At 43.8% G+C, this 20,579-nt stretch carries 20 protein-coding genes and 1 pseudogene; 17 read left to right on the plus strand and 4 right to left on the minus strand.

Features of this window, described 5'->3' with window-relative positions; all coding sequences use genetic code 11:
- The first annotated feature begins 5 nt into the window (after positions 1–5).
- The 11 genes and pseudogenes from NYR53_RS25350 to NYR53_RS25400 all read left to right on the plus strand — a co-directional run bounded on the left by NYR53_RS25350 (position 6) and on the right by NYR53_RS25400 (position 11,432).
- A complete protein-coding gene (locus tag NYR53_RS25350; RefSeq protein ID WP_261301895.1) occupies positions 6–1,190 on the plus strand; it encodes an MFS transporter in 1,185 nt (394 codons plus the stop codon).
- A 25-nt stretch (positions 1,191–1,215) separates the two neighbouring features.
- Positions 1,216–1,905 (plus strand): ABC transporter ATP-binding protein, encoded by a 690-nt coding sequence (locus NYR53_RS25355; protein WP_261301896.1) that lies wholly within the window; start codon positions 1,216–1,218, stop codon positions 1,903–1,905.
- The gene (locus NYR53_RS25360) at positions 1,902–3,251 is read left to right on the plus strand and encodes an ABC transporter permease (RefSeq protein ID WP_261301897.1); all 1,350 of its coding nucleotides are present in this window, start codon (positions 1,902–1,904) and stop codon (positions 3,249–3,251) included. Before NYR53_RS25355 ends, NYR53_RS25360 begins: the two co-directional genes overlap by 4 nt.
- Positions 3,252–3,264: 13 nt before the next feature.
- Positions 3,265–4,368 (plus strand): efflux RND transporter periplasmic adaptor subunit, encoded by a 1,104-nt coding sequence (locus NYR53_RS25365; protein ID WP_261301898.1) that lies wholly within the window; start codon positions 3,265–3,267, stop codon positions 4,366–4,368.
- A gap of 86 nt (positions 4,369–4,454) precedes the next feature.
- The gene (locus NYR53_RS25370) at positions 4,455–5,102 is read left to right on the plus strand and encodes a nitroreductase family protein (RefSeq protein ID WP_261301899.1); all 648 of its coding nucleotides are present in this window, start codon (positions 4,455–4,457) and stop codon (positions 5,100–5,102) included.
- A gap of 252 nt (positions 5,103–5,354) precedes the next feature.
- The gene (locus NYR53_RS25375; protein ID WP_261301900.1) at positions 5,355–6,455 is read left to right on the plus strand and encodes an amidohydrolase/deacetylase family metallohydrolase; all 1,101 of its coding nucleotides are present in this window, start codon (positions 5,355–5,357) and stop codon (positions 6,453–6,455) included.
- Positions 6,433–7,536, plus strand: coding sequence for a DgaE family pyridoxal phosphate-dependent ammonia lyase (locus NYR53_RS25380; protein ID WP_261301901.1), 1,104 nt, complete (start codon positions 6,433–6,435; stop codon positions 7,534–7,536). The genes NYR53_RS25375 and NYR53_RS25380 overlap by 23 nt, the downstream gene beginning before the upstream one ends.
- Before the next feature lies 1 nt (position 7,537).
- A complete protein-coding gene (gene dagF / locus NYR53_RS25385) occupies positions 7,538–8,293 on the plus strand; it encodes a 2-dehydro-3-deoxy-phosphogluconate aldolase (RefSeq protein ID WP_261301902.1) in 756 nt (251 codons plus the stop codon).
- Positions 8,286–9,302 carry a sugar kinase gene (locus NYR53_RS25390; protein WP_261301903.1) on the plus strand — a complete coding sequence of 339 codons (1,017 nt, stop codon included), beginning with the start codon at positions 8,286–8,288 and terminating at the stop codon, positions 9,300–9,302. The genes dagF and NYR53_RS25390 overlap by 8 nt, the downstream gene beginning before the upstream one ends.
- Before the next feature lie 11 nt (positions 9,303–9,313).
- Positions 9,314–10,027 carry a GntR family transcriptional regulator gene (locus NYR53_RS25395; RefSeq protein ID WP_437180199.1) on the plus strand — a complete coding sequence of 238 codons (714 nt, stop codon included), beginning with the start codon at positions 9,314–9,316 and terminating at the stop codon, positions 10,025–10,027.
- 98 nt (positions 10,028–10,125) lie between these two features.
- A pseudogene (locus NYR53_RS25400) lies at positions 10,126–11,432 on the plus strand (GntP family permease).
- Between the two features lie 176 nt (positions 11,433–11,608).
- On the opposite strand, the gene NYR53_RS25405 reads toward NYR53_RS25400, so the two are convergent.
- On the minus strand, positions 11,609–11,806 hold the full coding sequence (locus NYR53_RS25405) for a cold shock domain-containing protein (protein WP_028556542.1): 198 nt from the start codon (positions 11,804–11,806) through the stop codon (positions 11,609–11,611).
- A 127-nt stretch (positions 11,807–11,933) separates the two neighbouring features.
- Complete coding sequence (locus NYR53_RS25410) at positions 11,934–12,650, minus strand: methyltransferase domain-containing protein (protein ID WP_261301905.1); 717 nt, start codon at positions 12,648–12,650, stop codon at positions 11,934–11,936.
- Between the two features lie 177 nt (positions 12,651–12,827).
- Here NYR53_RS25410 and NYR53_RS25415 point away from each other — a divergent pair, with 177 nt between their 5' ends.
- The 5 genes from NYR53_RS25415 (at position 12,828) to NYR53_RS25435 (ending at position 16,900) form a co-directional block, all read left to right on the plus strand.
- Complete coding sequence (locus NYR53_RS25415) at positions 12,828–13,094, plus strand: hypothetical protein (RefSeq protein WP_261301906.1); 267 nt, start codon at positions 12,828–12,830, stop codon at positions 13,092–13,094.
- A 273-nt stretch (positions 13,095–13,367) separates the two neighbouring features.
- The gene (locus NYR53_RS25420; RefSeq protein WP_261301907.1) at positions 13,368–14,207 is read left to right on the plus strand and encodes a TerC family protein; all 840 of its coding nucleotides are present in this window, start codon (positions 13,368–13,370) and stop codon (positions 14,205–14,207) included.
- An 88-nt stretch (positions 14,208–14,295) separates the two neighbouring features.
- Positions 14,296–14,478 (plus strand): hypothetical protein, encoded by a 183-nt coding sequence (locus tag NYR53_RS25425; protein WP_261301908.1) that lies wholly within the window; start codon positions 14,296–14,298, stop codon positions 14,476–14,478.
- A gap of 248 nt (positions 14,479–14,726) precedes the next feature.
- The gene (gene pepF, locus NYR53_RS25430; RefSeq protein WP_261306521.1) at positions 14,727–16,517 is read left to right on the plus strand and encodes an oligoendopeptidase F; all 1,791 of its coding nucleotides are present in this window, start codon (positions 14,727–14,729) and stop codon (positions 16,515–16,517) included.
- 65 nt (positions 16,518–16,582) lie between these two features.
- Positions 16,583–16,900, plus strand: coding sequence for a LapA family protein (locus NYR53_RS25435; RefSeq protein ID WP_261301909.1), 318 nt, complete (start codon positions 16,583–16,585; stop codon positions 16,898–16,900).
- A 51-nt stretch (positions 16,901–16,951) separates the two neighbouring features.
- Here NYR53_RS25435 and NYR53_RS25440 read toward each other — a convergent pair whose 3' ends face one another.
- Positions 16,952–17,779, minus strand: coding sequence for a DUF92 domain-containing protein (locus NYR53_RS25440; protein ID WP_261301910.1), 828 nt, complete (start codon positions 17,777–17,779; stop codon positions 16,952–16,954).
- Between the two features lie 193 nt (positions 17,780–17,972).
- On the opposite strand from NYR53_RS25440, the gene NYR53_RS25445 reads away from it, so the two are divergent.
- Positions 17,973–19,160 (plus strand): HD domain-containing phosphohydrolase, encoded by a 1,188-nt coding sequence (locus NYR53_RS25445; protein WP_261301911.1) that lies wholly within the window; start codon positions 17,973–17,975, stop codon positions 19,158–19,160.
- A 306-nt stretch (positions 19,161–19,466) separates the two neighbouring features.
- Here the strand turns inward: NYR53_RS25445 and NYR53_RS25450 are convergent, their stop codons facing one another.
- Positions 19,467–20,465, minus strand: a complete 999-nt coding sequence (locus NYR53_RS25450) for an NADP-dependent oxidoreductase (protein WP_261301912.1) — start codon at positions 20,463–20,465, stop codon at positions 19,467–19,469.
- Between the last annotated feature and the right edge of the window lie 114 nt (positions 20,466–20,579).

The raw sequence follows: 20,579 nt of genomic DNA on the forward strand, positions 1-20,579 counted from the left end.
TGCTGATGAAAACGTCTATACCTATAAAGCCACAAGACCATCTGCTCAAGCTGTTTACGTTTTCCTTTTTTATGACGATGGGGATTGTCGTTACTTTTTTCCCGCTTTACTTTGATTACAAAGGATATTCCAAGCTTCAAATCGGTTTACTGTATGCGATTGGACCCCTGATTGGGATAGCGACCAACTTACTGTGGGGATTCCTTAGTGATCGCTTCCAAACGGTTAAGAAAATCATGATCATTCTGATTATCGGGCAGCTTATCACTGCCATCTTGGTATTTACCGCTGGTTGGTTCTCCCTGCTGTACATATGCTTAGCGATGTTTTTCTTTTTCCAGCAGCCCGTAAACTCATTGAATGACAGCCAGTTAATGTTAAGTATTCGAGATAGCGGTAAGAGCTACGCCTCCTTCCGCGTCTGGGGGTCCATCGGTTTCGCCGTATCTGCCGGAGGTTTCGGGTTAATTCTTAGACACTATGGAACAGGGCTCACGCCAATACTATGCCTGCTTACGATTAGCTGCACGTTAGTCATTGTCTTTTTGCTGAAAGATGCCCGCCAAGGTGGCAAGAAGATGGCATTCGGAGGCATGCTCAATATCATTCGTTCCAAGAAGTTCATCTGGTTCTTATTGTTAATTATTATTATGTCCGTTTCACATCGTTTCAACGATGGATTCCTCGCCTTGTACATGCGCCAGCTTGGGGCATCTGATTCTTTGATTGGCTATGCTTGGATGACCTCGGCTCTTAGTGAAATTCCGGTGTTTTTCTTTCTGAGCAAGCATGGACATAGGTTCAAAGAATTACCTCTGCTTGCCTTTGCAGGAATCATATATGCCGTGCGTTTCTTCATTATGGGTTCAATTCAAGATCCTACTTGGGTAATAGGTGTTCAATTGTTGCACAGTTTAACATTTGGTATCTTCTTATTCACGGCTAATCGCTATATTAGCCAAATCATTCCTGATGAATATCGCTCTTCTGGGCAAGCCATCTTCGCTGTTGCATGGTCAAGTATTGCAGGACTAATTAGCGGCACGTTAGGCGGTTGGATTTTTGATTTAGCTGGTGGAAGCACAGTCTATATCATTGCAGCCTGCTTATCGATCGTCGCGGCTATTGGTTTTCTGGGCACTCATATTTTTCAAAACGATGACGGTGAAAGCATGCCAAGTGGTCGATAAGTTTTAAATTGAAAGGGTTGATCACGTGTTAGCCATTGAACGGTTATCTCACAGCTTCCGCACAGGCCAAGAAGAAACCCCCGTTCTTCATGAGCTGAATTTCCGAGTAGAGCAAGGAGAAATGGTTGCTCTGCTCGGCAGTTCAGGCTCCGGGAAATCGACACTGCTAAATTTAATGGCAGGCCTAATGAAACCCACCCGTGGCAGTATTTTAATCGCTGGACAGGCCATAGAGAAAATGAGCGAAAACCGTTTGGCGGAGTTTCGGCGGACTCATATCGGATTCATCTTCCAATCTTATGAATTAATACCACATTTAACCGTTCGCGAGAATGTAGAACTTCCACTTGTATTCCAAAGTGTTGCAAGTCAAGAACGTAAACAAAGAGCAATGGCTCTTTTACAGCAAGTCGGTATCGGGGATAAATCTGATATGTTTCCGTCGCAGTTATCTGGAGGACAACAACAACGTGTCAGCATTGCCCGTTCCTTGATTACGAATCCAGCTATCGTCTTTGCCGACGAACCTACAGGTAATCTGGATACGAAGACGGAGACAGAGATCATTGACCTACTCATTGACTTGAACCGGAATGGCATTACGTTCGTTATTGTTACCCATGAGCATGAAGTTGCTCGCAGAACGCGGCGCATTTTGCAGCTTCGCGATGGTTATTTGCTGGAAGGAAACGGGCAGGAAGGGGAAGCCGGATGAAACTTAAGGATTACCTGCGTCTTGGCTGGGACCAACTGCAGCGACGCAAGGTTGTGACAGCGCTTTGTACCGTCGGAATTGCCATTGGCTCGGCATCCATTATGGTTGCTCTTGGCTTTGGCGAGTCGATTCAACACTACAGCCAGAAGCAAATGAGCTTCTATCTCAAAACTGATGAAATCACCATCGTAGACCAAAACAGCGATCCTAGCAGTCCTTCTAAAGTTACGACAAGTAAGCTCGATCTCATTCGTACTTTTCCTCATGTTAAATCGGTAGCTAGTTTTCAAAATTTAGGACAATTCAGCTTCACTGTCGATGACGGTAAAGAAAGCTACCTTGACCTCAAGGCAACGGAGTTGAGTACTTTAGAGGACTTCGACGCTAAGTTCCAACAAGGCGGGGCGAGTGACCAGATCAATAATATCGTTCTGGGTTATGGAGCTACGCTCGGTGTATTGGATATAAAGACGCAGGAAGTACGTAATAAACTCATGCAGCAAAATCCTAGCAATGAACAAGCCGAAACTTACCGTCAGATGGGTGCTATTCCTTACCCCCTCTATCAAAAGCAAATATCGTTGAAGTCGAATAATAACCAGGAGCAGCCAGGGAACCCATCTGGGACGAACACCATCCAACCAAATGAGGTGACAGTTCGCGTCATTGGCGTACTTAAGAAGCCCGATGGATTGCCAGAATCCATGCTGCAAGGGAACAAAACCGCTTATGTATCTCCGGAAACAGGTCTCAAAATTCTACAAGCCCAAAATAAATCCTCAACAAATAGACATGTTCAGTATTCAGAAGTTAGAGTTAAAGTAGATAGTAGTATGAATGTGAAACAAGTAGATGAAATGATTAAAAAACTTCAACTCGCCACGCAGACTAATTTGTATCAAGAAGATCGCATGAAAGGCGAGTTCGCCATTGTTAGATTGCTGCTCACCGGTGTTGGCCTTTTTGTTCTCTTCGTAGCTTCCATTTCCATCGTGGTCGCGATGACCATGTCCACTCATCAACGCAGGCGACAGATTGGAATCATGAAAGTACTTGGTGCGAATTTGAAGCAAATCCGCAATATGTTTATCGTAGAATCTTCGCTTCTTGGCATGTTGGGTGGCTTTGTAGGTATTTTGCTCTCTTATTGGGTCATTTGGGGAATAAATTTGATCATTATCCAATTTGGTTCCAATAGAGGGGATCCCGTGGAAATCTTATTTATAAGCTTATGGATTCTTCCAGTCGGTATGTTTTTTGCGATTATGACGGGCGTTCTTTCGGGTTTATACCCGGCAGTTAAAGCTTCTCGAACCGATGCACTAACAGCAATTAAGCGAGAATAGGAGATTGTTTAGCATGAGGAAAAAGAAAACATGGATGCTAATTCTAACAGCAGTCATTGTCTGCGGCATTAGCAGCTTTCTATACATATCAAGCCATCCTAATCAAAAGAATACAAAAAATGCTGATGCTGCTGCTGCATTCAATGCCCTACAATTCAAAGTTACAAAAGAAGATTTGGTTAACAGCATTGAAGTAAAAGGGAAATCTTCTTATGAGAAGGAGACGCGCGTCTACGCACCCTTCAGCGGTGAAATTAAAGCTTGGCACATCACTGACGGGGCTCAAGTAAAAAAGGGACAACCGTTGTTTGAGCTAGATGCAACACCGCTAAGAAGTGAAATTGCTGCCCTGCAATCTAACTTGAAGAAACAAAAGTTGGAAGCTGATCTAGCCAATTTCAAAGCTGCTGGGCCTGGCGGGGATACGGGTAGTGGAGCTGCAGGCGCTGTTGGGGAAGATGATGCCCGCCAGCGCTTTGCCGCGTCAGAAGGACGTAAAATTCAAGAGCAGCTGAATGCGGTCAATGATCAATCCATTCAATTGCAATTGGCTAAGAAACAAGAGAAAGTCGAACAAGCTTCCTTCATTTCGCCTGAGAATGGCATCTTTTTATTCGAAGACTCCTCCAAAATTCCTAAGTCTGTCGAGGAAAGCGTACGTATCGGTAAAATTGTAGATTTGACGAGATTACAGTTGGTTTGTACGGTTGGTGAATTTGATGTATTTCGAATTAAGCCAGATATGCTCGTACAAGTAAAAGTAGATGCACTGAAACAGAAAAAGCTTCAAGGTAAGGTTGAAAAAGTATCCAAGTTTGCCAAAACTGGCACGGACCAAGGCACAAGTTCAGCTCAATTCGAGGTTACGATTTCATTAGAACCAAATGAGCAGCTAATCGCCGGCCTCAGCCTCTCAGGAACGATAGAAACAGATAAAAAGCCACAAACCATTGTCGTACCTACGTTAGCCGTGCTGCATGAGAAAGAAGTCTATTACGTGATGCTGCAGACTCCTCAAGGCGTAGAACGACGTGAAATAGAGATTGGGTTGGAAACCCCTGAGAAAACTGAAGTGATAAAAGGTTTGAATGAAGGCGACACGGTTGTGCTGCAATAGCAACTGCTTTATAATAACGATAAAGATTTAGTACCAAGTAACAATATATGCACAATTCAAGCAGCAAAGGCAGGTAGTTGTTTTTTATGAATTATGAAGATTTTAAGACGATTGTACTAGAGCGCCGCAGTGTTCGAAATTTTACAGAGCAAGAAGTTGCCACCCAAGATATTCGTGAAATTATCGACTGCGCCAGATATGCACCCAGCGATACGAATTCCCAAACCTGGAAGTTTATTGCGATAAGAAATACTGAGAAAATCAAACATATCGAACAATTGACCTGGGACCAACTCCATCTCCGTGCGGCAGCTGCCGAGGAAAAGGGTCTTTCGCGTGAAGCCCGCTTGTTGGTGAAGTCATTCGGCCCCTATGCTACAGCATTCTCCGATGCTCCGGTTCTTATCATTTGCTTAGCGACACCTTACGAATCGAAGTTCCGTGATCGCATTTTTGATCCAATTCAACTCGTCGAAGACACCGTATGGGCCGAAGAAGGCATTAAGAGCTCCTGCTTAGCCTCACAGAACCTGATGCTCGCCGCCCACGCTAGAGGCTTGGCAACCTGCCCGATGACGGGTCCCGTGCTGCTAGCCCAAGATCAGATTCGAGCTTATCTGGACATTCCAGAAGAATGTCAGATTAATATGGTCATTGCCCTCGGTTATCCGAAGGATCGCCCAGGCAAACTCGCACGCAAAGAAATCGATGATATTCTTCAAATTATTGACTAATAGGATGGAATAAGGAGCTGCCGCATTCGCGGACAGCTCCTTTTGTTTTATCACTTTTACTTCATAGCAAAATTCAATTCTCAAAACATTATAACGTTATATTTACTTCGATAATCTTCTGTGCTATTGTAACATTATAACGTTATATTCTTTACATGATAAACACAATTCACCCCTATGCATGTGAGGAGATTTCTAGGCAATCTTAAATGTAAGCGTTAATAAATTGAGTTGCAGAAAAAGGTGACAAGCATGCAAGAGAGATTCGTTTTGCAAAATGTAAAGCACTTGAATGGTGAATGTCTCGATATTGTAATTGAAGACGGGAAGATCGTTGAGTTGACCGCTGCTGGCCGTGGACATGGAAACCAGATTTTTGATTATTCTGGTGTTTATGTCTCAAGTGGCTGGATTGATCTACACACCCATGCCTTTCCTGATTTTGATCCCTACGGCGATGAAATCGATGAGATCGGAATCAAACAAGGTGTAACTACGATTGTAGACGCTGGAAGTTGCGGCGCTGACCGAATTGCAGACTTAGTAGCAAGTAGGGAACGAGCCCAAACGAACTTGTTTGCCTTTTTGAACATTTCACGGATTGGTTTGAAAAGAGTCGATGAATTATCCAACATGGCCTGGATCGATAAGGAAAAGGCTGTGCAGGCCGTAAATCAATACAAAGATATCATTGTTGGATTGAAGGCAAGAATAAGCAAAAGCGTTGTTCGTGACTGCGGCATTGAACCTTTGCTCGCTGCGCGCGCACTTTCTCATGAAACCTCTCTCCCCTTAATGGTTCACATCGGTTCTGGACCGCCGAGTATCGAGGATATCCTTTCACTTTTAGAGAAAAAAGATATCATTACCCATTATCTGAATGGGAAAGCCAATAATCTTTTTGACGAAGATGGTGAACCGTTAAAGACGTTTATGGAAGCTATTGAAAGAGGCGTTCATTTGGATGTTGGGCATGGCACGGCAAGCTTTTCTTTTAAGGTCGCGGAGGCAGCAAAAGAACATCATATCGGTTTAGATACCATCAGCACAGACATCTACCGCGGAAACCGATTGAATGGCCCGGTATTTAGTATGTCCCATGTACTCTCAAAATTTCTTTACTTAGGCTACCCGCTTGAAGAGGTCATCGCAGCTGTCACCACACATGCAGCAAATTGGCTTAATAAGCCAGAACTTGGTCGAATTCAAATAGGTGACGTTGCCAATCTAACCCTGTTTACTATTCAAAATGAACCGACTACTCTTGTCGATTCTGAAGGTGACATGCGTAAAGCAGATCAAATCATACAAGCCAAAGGAGTGGTTGTGAATGGCTCTCTCATTAAATGCTAAATATGGTCTAAAACGCGTCATCAATGCAAGTGGACGAATGAGCATTCTAGGTGTATCTGCTCCAACAGATACGGTCATGGAAGCCATGAAGCATGGCGGGCAAAATTACGTTGAGATTGCGGACCTCGTTGATAAAGCAGGCGACTATATCGCCAAAATTCTAGGTTCCGAAGCTGCGGTTGTCGTCAATTCGGCCTCAAGCGGCATCGCACTCTCTGTCGCGGCTGTTGTGACTGAAGGAGATCGCCGCAGGAGTGAGCGTCTGCATCAAGAGCCAATTGCTAAAAGTGAAATCATCATGCTCAAAGGTCACAATGTTCAATACGGTGCCCCCGTTGAAACAATGATCTATTTGGGAGGCGGTAAGCTCGTTGAAGTTGGCTACGCCAATGAAGGTAAAGCCGAGCATATCGAAGGTGCGATTACGGAACATACAGCCGCTATTCTTTACGTGAAATCCCATCATGCCGTCCAAAAAAATATGATTTCTGTTGAAGAAGCATGGGAGATTGCACAGCGTAATGGTGTTCCGCTTATCGTTGATGCAGCTGCAGAAGAAGATATTCAAAAGTACGTAAAATACTCAGATCTGGCCATCTACAGCGGTTCAAAAGCCATTGAAGGTCCAACGTCAGGGATTATTGGCGGGAAGCGTTGCTATATTGAGTGGGTAAAAGTTCAACTGCATGGAATTGGACGAAGTATGAAGGTTGGCAAAGAAACCACTTTCGGCTTACTTCAAGCGCTTGATGAATATGGCGTCAAAGAAGATAAAAGCGAACAAGAAAAAGCAGCTTTGCAAGTGTTAATGCCTCTAAGTGAAATCAATGGTTTAAAAGTGACCATTGTACAGGATGAAGCCGGTCGTGCGATTTTCCGCGCACGCATTCAAATTGATCCTGAGCAAGCAGGCACTACAGCCAAGGAAGTTGTAACAGGACTGCAAAGCGGTGAGATTGCTATCTACACTCGCGATTATGGCGTGAGACAGGGCTATTTCGATATCGATCCACGTCCGCTTCAAGGCGATGATATTGAAGTTATCGCTGCTCAAATACGTAAATTAGTAGGAGGCAACTAATATGTCCAACATTGCAAAACGTTTTTATAAAGGTCGCGCGGCATTGAATGTACTGGCAAATAGTATAGAAAATGCCAAAGAGATATTTGAAGCAGCGGAAGGTTACGTACTTGTCGGCGTTCTTTCCAAAGACTACCCAACAGTCGAGTTAGCTGTAGCTGCTATGAAAGAATACGGTAAAGCCATTGACGAAGCTGTCTCAATCGGACTTGGCGCTGGCGATAATCGTCAAGCTGCTGTTGTCGCAGCCATTGCGAAACACTATCCTGGCAGCCATATTAACCAGGTTTTCCCTGCCGTTGGTGCAACACGCGCTAATCTTGGCGACCAAGATAGCTGGATTAACAGCTTGGTATCCCCTACTGGCCGCGTTGGCTATGTCAATATCTCAACAGGTCCAGTGAGCGCTGCACAATCCGAGCATGCGATTGTACCTGTCAAAACGGCTATCGCGCTTGTCCGCGATATGGGCGGCAATGCCTTGAAATATTTCCCGATGAATGGCTTAAGCTGTGAAGACGAATTGCGCGCTGTTGCGCAAGCATGCGGAGAAGAAGGTTTTGCCTTGGAACCAACTGGCGGCATCGACATGGATAATTTCGAAACGATCCTGCGTATCGCACTGGAAGCTAAAGTTCCACAAGTCATCCCTCACGTGTATTCATCGATCATCGACAAAGCTACAGGAAAGACGAGAGCCCAAGATGTCCGCGAATTACTGGAGATCATGAAGAAACTGGTTGATCATCATGGCTAAAAGAATTGCTGCTTTTGGAGAGGTCATGATGCGCTTGCAGGTGCCAGGGTATGAACTCTTATCCCAAGCAAGCAATTTGAATTATTCTTTCTCCGGTACAGGTGTGAATGTAAGCTCAGCGCTTGCTCGCTTAGGACATACCGGGTACCTCATATCCAGATTGCCGGCGAATCCTGTGGGAGATGCTGCGGAATCGTATTTGCGAAAATTAGGTATCTCACAATCGTTCCTTGTTCGAGGCGGTAACTACTTGGGCATGTATTTTTTAGAAAATGGATTTGGTGCGCGGCCCAGCCGCGTAACGTACTCCAACCGTCAGGAAAGCAGCTTTAACACTGCACCTGAAAGTACTTATGATTTTGCTGAAATTGCTAAAAATATCGAGATCGTCCATTTCTGCGGCATTACCTTAGCCATGAATGATCATGTGCGACGGCACATGAAAGATTTGGCGAGAGCGGTCAAAGCGAATGGCGGCACCGTTGTTTTCGATTGTAACTATCGTCCCGGTCATTGGGGAGAAGACGGTTATGCAAAGGCTAAGCCGCATTATGAAGAAATGCTGCAGCTGGCTGACATTGTCATGATGAACGAAAAAGACGCGATGTTTACCCTTGGCATGCCCACCGATCAGATCGAAAGTCAAGAACAACTGATCGAACTGATTCCAGCCGTTGCGCAAAAATATCAGATTTCTGTCATTGCAGGTACACACCGTAACATTAACAGTGACAACACACACTCCTTGCGCGGATTTATCTATAAGGACCAAAGCTTCACCTTTTCTAAACGGCTCACGTTTTCTATCTATGATAGAATTGGTGCAGGAGATGCCTTCGCGAGCGGTATCGTACACGGAGAAATCCAAGGATTTTCACCTGAGAAAACAGTCGGATTTGCAGCGGCCGCCGGCATGCTTGCACATACCATTGTAGGCGATACTCCCATGTCATCAGAAGGCGATATTCTTCGTGCGATGACAGAAGCTGTAGGCGATGTAGAAAGGTAGTGATTGAATTGGTGAATTTATCCCGCAACAAAAGACCCTTATATTTGCAAATCATGAATATCCTCAAGGATCGCATCTTACATGGTGTGTATCCCTTAGGAACGAATATACCATCCGAGCCACAGCTAGAGCAGGAATTCGATGTCAGCAAGATCACCATACGCAATGCCATCAAAGAGCTTGCACAAGAAGGATATTTGGAAAAGAGCAGCGGCAAAGGGACCAAAGTAATACGAAATGCATCTACGTCCAAGCTTTCCAAATGGAAGCGTTTCACAGAAGTGCTTGTTGAAGAAGGCCATCAAATTCACAAACAATTGTTACGAGCCGAATTTGTAACGAATGAGGTAGGCACAGAAGCTTATCAATTATTTGGGGAGCGCTGCTTGTTCATCGAGCGTCTTTATCACTTGAATGACACACCCTATATTCACTACTCCCACTATCTATCCATACAAATGTCAAATATCGAACTCTCGGATTTGAATGATCAATCCTTGTATGAATTGCTTGAGGAGCACGGAATTACTTTAGAAAAGTATCGAGATGAGTTTGCTGCTGCCACTGCTCCTTCTCATGTGGAAGAAAGCTTGCATGTCAAAGAAGGAACCCCTCTATTGAAGAGGTTGCGTTATTCGTATGATGAACGAGGCGATCTGATCGAATTCAGTAAAGGTTATTACAGCACGGTCATGCACAACTATGTGGTCAATTACGACAGTTAAAAAACTCGGAGAAAACGCAGTTCCTTTTCTCGTCTACAGATTGATAACGCTTACTACACCATGGAGAAGAGGGATTACAGATGAATATGTATCTATTGATGGTTACATTGTTGGCGATTGTGATTGTTATTTTAGGAGTAGCTTGGTGGAAATGGCATGCGTTCATTAGCTTAACCGTTGCCAGTTTGTTCTTAGCGATTATGGCTGGGTTATCCATGGATAAAATCGTTAGTGCCTATGAAACGGGAGTTGGGAACGTTTTAGGCCATTTAGTTGGCATATTGGCGTTAGGTACGATTTTAGGTAAAATGATGCCAGATTCAGGTGCTGGCACACAAGTAGCCAATTTCTTCATCAAGGTTTTTGGTGAGAAAAGATTGCCTTGGGCCATGCTGCTCTCCGGTTTTATTATTGGGATTCCTGTATTCTTTGACGTAGGGATTGTCATGCTGCTGCCTTTGGTCATTTCCATTCACAAATCAACGAAACAAAATATATTGTTAATCGGTCTGCCTGTTATAGCCGGATTATCCATCGTTCATGGTCTCGTGCCGCCGCATCCCGGTGCTATGACAGCCATTGGTATCTATAAAGCTGATATCGGTAAAGTTCTTATCTACTCTCTCATCATTGCGATCCCCGCGGCGATTATTGCAGGTCCTTTGTTTGCTAAATGGGTGCATAAACGTGTGGTTCCCGAGAATGAGCCCGAACTGCTCAGCGCAAGCACAGAGCCAGAGAAACTGCAGGTGCCGGCATCTCGTTCTTTATCATCTTATTACCTGTTTTATTGATGGTCTTGTCGGTTATTGCACCTTATCTATCACTGCCAGTCGGATTTATGAAATTCCTAGTCTTCATTGGGAATTCAGTGATTGCGCTTTTGATCTCTTGTTTTGCGGCCTTCTACTTCTTAGGCATCCGTCAAGGAATGAATAAAAATTATATCAGCAAGCTATCCCATGAATGTCTGTTACCTGTAGGTTCGATTATTTTGATTATCGGTGCTGGCGGCGGGTTTAAACAGATTCTTATCGCGAGCGGCGTCGGTACATCCATTGCTCAGATGGCTGAGAATATCTCCCTCTCTCCTATCGTTCTAGCTTTCATGGTTGCTGGATTAATCCGCGTCGCGACAGGCTCAGCAACAGTCGCATTAACGACAGCGGCTGGTATTGTTTCGCCGATTGTTGAGCATATGTCAGGCGTGAATTTGGAGCTGCTCGTTATCGCCACAGGCGCAGGATCGCTCATGCTCTCCCACGTCAATGACGCCGGTTTCTGGATGGTCAAAGAATATCTCGGGTTAACGGTCAAAGAAACGTTTAAAACGTGGACGGTACTCGAGACACTGCTCTCGTTTATCGCCTTTGGAACCGTGCTTATCGTCGATATTTTCGTATAATATTGGACCGCTCGTTAAAATCAAATAAGCCTGTACATCTCTTTTTGAGAAGTGTACAGGCTTTTTCAATAGTGCGATGGTCAAAGCGCAAAAAAGACAGCCCCGAGTGGATACGGGCACTGCCTTTTGTTGTTTGTGCTATGACACTCTATTTATAAGTGGGAAGTCCCAGTTTCTTATAATTTGGTGACGTTAGCTGCTTGAGGACCACGGTTGCCTTGAGTAATATCAAACTCAACGGATTGGCCTTCTTCTAATGTTTTGAATCCTTCGCCCTGAATTGCGGAGAAGTGAACGAATACATCGTCGCCTCCATCAACAGAAATGAAACCGTAGCCTTTTTCTGCGTTAAACCATTTAACTGTACCCTTCAAATGAACAACCTCCTAAAAATATCGCCATCTATGACGAATAAGGAAATTATACCATTATCAAGGGGATAAATCAACGAAAAAAACAGTGTGTATAAGCTAATATTTGTTGATGTACCAACGTTTTCCACTATGCAGAGGGCTGTTTAATTATGCATAAATATTCATGAGAATTTGGCAAGAATGGTAAGCATGCATCCCTTTTTTCGATCAAATATCCTTCATTCGTAAACTCATTTATTAATTCAGACAGCCTACTATATTCAACCGTACGGAAATTTAAAAGCGGGTAAATACGCACTTCGCCACCAGGTTTACAGACACGAAGCAGTTCTCGAACAGCTGCTTGATGAAAAGCATAGTCGAATTGTTCTTCATACAGGAAGAGAAAATGACTGCATAAAACGAGATCAAAGCTCGCTTCAGCAAATGGGAGTGAAGGAAGACATGCAGCATGATATCTGACAGCTGCTTCTTTACTCGAGAAATCATTTACAAACTGCTTGAGGCTCTTGACGCGTCCAGTTTTGTGGTTGTCAACAGATCCATAATACGTCCAATCATACACATCTACTAACTTTTCCATCTTGGCTGCAACAATTTCGATCTCTTGCAATCCATGCTCCGCAATATCCTCAGCCGATTTCTCATACAAAGGGTCAGCCGCTTCTGAGAATATACCTAGCTGCCGCGCTTCTGCCGTGAACGAAGATGCACCGCCGGCAACATCCAAGACGCGCATACCGATTAATTTTTCCGTCTGCAACATAAACATTTTCTCATACTCTGCGTACGATCTTGAGGTCATCGCAACCCCAACCTGTTCATAAACACGCTTTTGTTCCATGCTCATCTCTCCTCTGCTCGACTCTGGTCTTGCCTAACTGCCTCATAGCCCATTCCCTATGGAAAGGATTAGGAGAATTTTATCATGGGACCCTGATGGGAGGCAACAAGAAATTGACTGATGCTTGTTTGGAAATCGCCACTTTTTGTGGTACGATTGCTTATATCTTTGAGCTCAATGCAGAAACGAGGAAAACAAGTGTCAAATCAACCTTTCAAGAAACATGTTATTTACAAAAAAGATAAATGGAACATGCTGAATGTCGAGGTACAAGGCAGTAAAATCGTTCTGACCGAAATATCTGATCAATGGGGCGAAGAGTGCCATACCTTCATTGGTCGACCAGCTATGTTACACTGGGCTAACGAGCGGTTTGCCAAAGACAAATTCGAAGGCACAGATGAAGAATGGCAAGCCATTATGGATGCATTCAAAGAAGTATAATTCTCTGGCCCAAATGCCTTGACTTTCACATCCCCCCTTCTTATAATTAATTTATAAGTTCATACGTATCACTCCAAAGGGGAGTAGCTGATACAGTAAAGTCGTCAATTCGGATCCTCATCAGGTCCCGGCTTTATTGGCAACGACAACGTTGTTAGCAAGACCTTTGCCATGTTTATTGGTGAAGGTCTTTTTTGATGAATTAGAGCCTTCACCGGTCATCGGTGCTAGGCTCTATTTTTTTCAAAAATACGCTAAAGGGAGTGTTCGCTCATGGATTGGTTATCAACAGGTTTCTTCGTCTCACTGCTCAGCATTATTCTCATTGATTTGGTACTTGCAGGAGATAACGCGATCGTTATCGGCATGGCTGCTCGCAATTTAAAAAAAGAAACACAAAAACAAGTCATCCTCTTGGGTACGTTAGGCGCCATCGTCATCCGTGCTCTAGCAACAATCGCTGTCGTTACTCTTCTGAAAATTCCTGGTCTTCTACTGGCCGGCGGTATTCTTCTCCTCTGGATCTCGTATAAACTGCTAAGTGAAAAGAAAAATCACGGAGACATTAAAGCCAAAGACAGCATCTGGTCTGCCATTCGAACGATTATTGTGGCCGATGCCGTGATGGGTCTCGATAATGTCATCGCTGTAGCCGGTGCTGCTCACGGCAACTTCATACTTGTCATTATCGGGCTCTTGGTAAGTGTGCCTATCGTTGTGTGGGGCAGTACACTGTTCATCAAATGGATTGAGAAGTATCCTTCGATTATATATATCGGTGCAGGTGTTCTTGTATTAACAGCTGGAAAAATGATTACTGGCGAGAAGTTCCTTGCCCCATTTTTCAACTCAAATCCGCTTGGCAAATGGTTGTTCATTGGTTTACTCATCGTAGTTATACTTGGAGCAGGCAAATGGTCGAAAATGATTGGCTACCAGGTCGAGGTTGGAGACAGCGGTCAGCTTACACTTCCTAAGGAATTAAGCGAGGAAGCACAGATTGCAGCTGAAGATCGCTTTACTGTCAAAATGGATTCTCGCGGCAAGTTCATCTTGGTCAAGTCGGAGGATGATGATGAAAATCCCGATGAAACGATGCAGCATGCCGGCTGAAAAAGGAGTTTTCATTTGCACAGCGAAAGTTACTATCATGCGTTAGTTAGCAAGTGTCATACTCTATAGGGATAAGGATGATTCAACAATGACCGATTCCGGATCTATTATCACATTTGTACTCGTATCCTTCTGCCTAGCCATCATTTTGATTATGAAAAAAGACAGCCTCCCGGCACAAATGAAACGGTACCTAGCCTTACTGGCGATTGTCATGGTCTCGTTATCGTTTGTACTAATCTTATTTAGCTTCTTTGGAACCGGAAAGTAAATTTACTTCCTTCCAGCTTTTTCATATAATCATAAATGAATGGGTTAACGGTCATACTAGGTGAAAACCATGTTATGGGATTATTGCGAGATCATCCCATGTGGGAATATGCCGGGAGCGTGACCGTAATGCGCTGGATCTATGTGACTGCGGCTATGGGACTTCTTCTAAGCTCAATCCCAGCAGCAGAATTACATGCCAATGATAACCGATTACCCCAATCTCAAAACAAGGACAGGAGGGCTCCGATGACTCAAATATTGGATCGCAAGCAAGTACCGGCCGAGCACCGATGGAATCTGGAGGATATATTCCCCGATCAGAAAGCTTGGGAACAGGAATTTCAGCATGTGAAAAACTCGCTTGGCAAAATCAGCGCCTTCCAAGGAAAACTCAGCGACTCCGCTACGGTAAAGCAGTGTTTCCAGTTGGAAGATGAAGTCTCTGTGAAAACAGAAAGACTGTATGTTTATGCCAACATGAAGCACCATGAAGATACAGCAGAACCAACCTACCAGGCCTTATCGGATAAAGCAAAAAAAATTAGTGTCGAAGTAGGAGAAGCGCTCTCCTTTATTTCACCAGAAATTCTCAGTTTATCGGATGAAAAGCTTCAGCAGCTGGTGAACGATCCTTCTTTATCTTTCTATAAGGACACTCTAGAAGAAATGATTCGCCAGAAGCCGCATACGCTTTCCAAGGATCAAGAAGCCCTGCTTGCTCAAGCGGGTAACATGGCCGGAGCGCCAAGCACCATCTTCGGTATGCTGAACAATGCCGATTTGAAATTCCCGAAAATTAAGAACGAAAAAGGCGAAGAAGTCGAACTTACTCATGGAAGCTACATTCAATTCCTTGAAAGCCGCAACGCCGAAGTTCGAAAAAACGCCTTCCATGCTGTCTACGAAACTTATCGCAACAATAAGAATACAATTGGCGCAACGCTTAGCGCGAATATTAATAAAAATATCTTTTATGCCAAAGCTCGTAAGTACCCTTCCGTTCTTGAATCCACCCTGTTTGGAGACAATATTAAGAAAGAAGTGTATACGAACTTAATTTCCACGATTCACGATTCTTTACCGCAGCTGCAGCGTTATCTGAAGCTCCGCAAGAAACTGCTTAAAGTGGATGAATTACATATGTACGACCTATTTGCCCCGCTGGTTGAAGAGTTCAAGATGGACATCACCTATCAGCAAGCCAAAGAAGAAATTAAGAAAAGCTTAGCACCACTGGGCGAAAACTACTTAAAAATTCTTCAAGACGGCTTTGATAACCACTGGATCGATGTGTATGAGAACAAAAATAAGCGGAATGGTGCTTACAGCTGGGGTGCCTATGGCACACATCCATACGTTCTTCTGAATCATAAGGACAACTTGAACAGCATGTTCACATTGACACACGAAATGGGTCACGCTATTCATTCGTATTTGTCTGATGAGAACCAAGAGTACCGCTATGCGCAGTATACGATTTTCCTTGCGGAAGTCGCTTCTACGCTTAATGAGGCACTGCTCATGGACTATCTATTGAAACGTGTAACGGATCCGAAAGAAAAGCTTTACTTGCTTACTTACTACGCGGATCAGTTCAGAACAACGGTATTCCGTCAAACGATGTTTGCAGAATTCGAAATGATTACACATGAGAGATCGGAAAATGGAGATTCTCTGACACCACAGGAATTCAGCGAAATCTACTATGGCTTGAATAAGCTGTACCACGGGAATGCCATGGTCGTGGATCAGGATATCGAGATGGAATGGGCTCGTATTCCTCACTTCTACAACAGCTTCTATGTGTACAAATATGCAACTGGCTTCTCGGCTGCAACCAGCTTCGCGAAACAAATTCTCGATGAAGGCCAGCCTGCTGTAGACCGTTACTTGGGCTTCTTAAAAAGCGGCGGCAGCGACTACTCACTGAACATCTTGAAAAAAGCCGGAGTAGACATGTCCACTCCGGAACCAATCAAGCAAGCGATGAGTGTCTTCAGCTCCCTGCTTGATCAAATGGAAGAGTTAACGAAGTAATTGTTCTGATAAAGGTTGAGGGCGTGCGCCTTCAACCTTTTCTCGGGTGAAAGGATGAATGATGGATGAAGATGCAATGGATTCTCATATCTGCTTTAGTATTCGCCCTCATAACGGCTGTTTTTGCCGTCATTAATGTCGAACCGGTTCAAGTAAATTTCTTGTTTGCTCAGACATCCACACCCTTGATCCTTGTCATTTTAACATCAACCTTGTTAGGCGGGCTGATTGTTGGTCTCTTCGGAATGGTACGTCAGTACAAGCTGCAGCGCAAAGTGCGTCAGTTGGAAAAGCAGCTTCAGGATGCCTTGTTTCCCCCAGCACCCCCGCAACCGGCGCATGATAAAGAACAAACGGAACCCAGTGGTTCAACGGTTCATTAAGCAAAAGCAACCCTGCCGCACATATCGCAGCAGGGTTGCTCTTGCAGTATTTTAAAATATCCAAACTCTTAATACTAAGCAAATCATGCCTCCGACTAGCGAGGATACGGCATTGACCCCATCATTTGTCATCCAACTCATACCGCGAATCTGTGTGGCTTTCTGGTCGCAATGAAACTGTTTCTCAATGGTTTTCCCGCAAACGTTACACCGATACATGACTTGAAACGTCGCCCCAAGCCAAGAATCAGCCAAAGAACCAATCAAACCTGATAATGCACCCAGTATGATTAGTGCTGCAAGTGTCCCTACCTCATATCCGGACTCGCCTATTCGACTGAACCATCCACTAACCAAACCAATGAATGCTCCTCCCAGCAAGGAAGCCAGCAGTCCTAATCCCGTTACACCACCCGATGTGCCAGCAGAAACTCGCTTGCCGTTAATGATTGAACGCGGTGTAGATCTACTCATTCCGCCTATTTCCGTAGCCCACGTATCCGCATTGACCGTTGCCATAACTCCAATGAATACAATCCACCAAGCTGGGTTGGGCCAAACTGCATTCCCTATACATAGCAATAACCCAAGACCGCCATTTGCAGCAACTTGTCCGGCATCGCGTCTTCCACCTTTGGCATAACCGCTTTCTGCTGCGGATTTACGTTGATGCTTGAGTTTTGACAATAAGGTAGAAGATACGAAGAAGGCGATAAGTGTCCCAAACCAAGCTAAGCTTCCTAGTGCAAACATCGACGTACCGAGCAGCACAGCAGCTGCCAAGCCCGATAAAGAAAGTGATCTCTTCCAATAGGCCGCACCTGCGATAATTAAGCTTCCCGCTAAACCCCAAACCCACTCCACAAGCAGCACTCCCATTCTCTTCCATGCCCTTTAGAAACCGTTCAAAACCCACTCTTATTGTATCATACTCCTATTCGAAGCATCACTTTTACAATCCTTTCCATAACTATCGACAAATTCATCTAAAATTTCGGTTAACTCGACTTGATGTAACCAATTTCTATGAAATTTATGATAAACTAAATTCGGTGAATGTTAGGAGGCTGACATGGAGAACGATCAATTCGATATAACGACCCCGTTAAAAAGAGACCTGGATCCTCAGGAAATGCTGCGTGTCATCTTTGACTATGCTGCCAAAATTGCGAACGAACGAACCCTAGACCATGTACTTATGCTCATGGCCGATATGGGAAGAGAAATGATCGTCTCTGATCGTTGTACAGTTTGGTTGCTTGATTCGAACAAAAATGAGTTATGGTCTAAAGTAGCTCATGGTCTCGACGAAATTCGCATACCTAGTACGGCCGGCCTTGTCGGCTACGCTGTAACGAATGATAAAGCTGTTTTTATTCATGATGCCTATACGAATGAAGAGTATAAGTCGTATCTCCTGAATGGAGCTCTTCGAACAGACCAACAAACGGGTTACCGTACCAAAGCGCTCATGGTTATTCCCTTCAAAAACAGCCAAGGTGAAATTATGGGAGCTTACCAAGCCATTAATAAGCTGACGGCAGGCGAACAATTTTCAGATAAAGATATGGAATATTTAACGTTAGCTTCCTCCTACGCGGGTAAGTCGTTGGAATCTGCTTTGCTTACGAACGAGATCGAGGAAACGCAGAAAGAAATTATTTTCCGAATGGGGGAAATTGGTGAGAGCAGGTCCAAAGAGACAGGAAATCACGTGAAACGTGTAGCGGAATATTCTTATCTCCTAGCCTTAGGATTAGGTATGAGCCAAGAAGAAGCCGAATTGTTGAAAATGGCTTCGCCTATGCATGATATCGGTAAGGTGGCTATCCCGGATAGTGTCTTAAACAAACCTGGGAAATTAACGGATGACGAATTCAAATTGATGCAGAACCATACACGTATTGGCTATAATTTGCTCAAGAACTCCAATCGCCACATTCTGAAGACGGCAGCTGTTGTCGCTTACGAGCATCACGAGAAATGGAACGGGCGCGGATACCCACGTGGAATCAAGGGCGAGGAGATTCACATCTATGGCCGAATTACAGCGATTGCTGACGTATTCGATGCACTCGGCAGTGAGCGTGTTTACAAAAAAGCTTGGGAGCTCGATCGGATTTTGAATTTGTTTAAAGAGGAGCAAGGCGAGCATTTTGACCCCAAAGTGGTTGATGCATTTTTCCAACAATTGCCGGCCATCCTTCGAGTTCGTGATGAATATTCCGATGCTGCTTTAGAGGATCCAACAGAAGTTTAATCAAGGAATAAGAAAACCCTGGCCATTAGCCAGATCCTTCGATTAACTGCCCCCAACTTGGACATCTGTAACGAGTAAAATATCGTTACAAGTGTCCAGTGAAAATAAAGTTTTAGATTGGAGAAAAAATCATACAGCGGCGGACCAAGACTTGAAAAATAAAGTCTTAGACTGCCGCTGTTGTCTTTGAACTAATCGGAACAAAAAAGCAACCAATCTCCAATAGCCATCGCTGCTTTACTTAGTTTTTGAGTTCCTAAAATGAAGGAGGGCTGTCTCTATAAAATCCACTTATGGGGCAGCCCCTTAAAAGGTTACAATAACTTTGCCTTGGGAGTGGCCTGTAGAAACTTTTAGTAATGCCTTATTAATGTCATCAAAATTATAAATTGAATCAATTGAAGGTGTAATATTTTCATTTTCAACAAGATTAGTGATTTCTTGTAATTGTCTGCCATTGGCGCGCACAAATAAAAAGTGATATTCATTTTTATGTCTAGCTGCTAAAATGTCTAAACGAGCACCCACTAAACCAAACAATAGTTTTTTCCACGATGGAAAATTATTATCAACAGCAAAGCGATAATTTGGTAAGGCCTTCAATGATACTAATTTGCCTTGAGGTTTTAAAACGTTAAGTTCCTTTTTTATCTCTTTTGTACCCAAGGTGTCGATAACGTAATCTATATTAGATAGAATGTCAGCATAGTTTTCCTCCTTATAATTTATAAATTTATCAGCCCCAATTGACAGTGTACGTGATCGACCTCTTTCACTGCCACTTGTAATAACATATAACCCCATTGATTTGGCAATAGGGATTGCCATAGCACCAAATCCGCCGGTTCCGCCAGGAATAAATAGCTTTGCATTAAGCTGAGCATTGAGTACGTCATTCAATGCTTGATAAGCCGTTAAAGCAGTGAGGGGTACAGCAGCCGCTTCAATAAAGGATAGATTTTTAGGCATTTTGGATATAGCCTCTTCGTTGACGGCCGCATATTCAGCAAAAGCTCCAATTTTATTGATCGGCAACCTCGTATAAACGTGGTCACCAACCTGGAAATCAACAACATCTTCTCCAACTGCCTCAATAACACCAGAGAGTTCATTTCCTAAAGTTAATGGGAAATCATAATCAGCAATCATGCGAATACTGCCATTTAAAATAAGAAGATCTAATGGATTTACACCTGCAGCTTTTACTTTAATGAGCACCTCATGGCTATTGATTTCTGGTATCTTCACATTATTCATTTCCAATTGAAGCTCTTTTGAATATTTCTGCATTTGAGCAGCTCTCATTTTATGGTCCTCTTCCTTTACAGTGTTATGTATCCACGCTTTAATTTAAGAAGGCTGTTGTTACCCACAATGTCGATTACTCGCAGATAAAAAGTTATGGCGTACAATTTTCAG

The organism is Paenibacillus andongensis, assembly GCF_025369935.1.
Classification (GTDB): domain Bacteria; phylum Bacillota; class Bacilli; order Paenibacillales; family NBRC-103111; genus Paenibacillus_E; species Paenibacillus_E andongensis.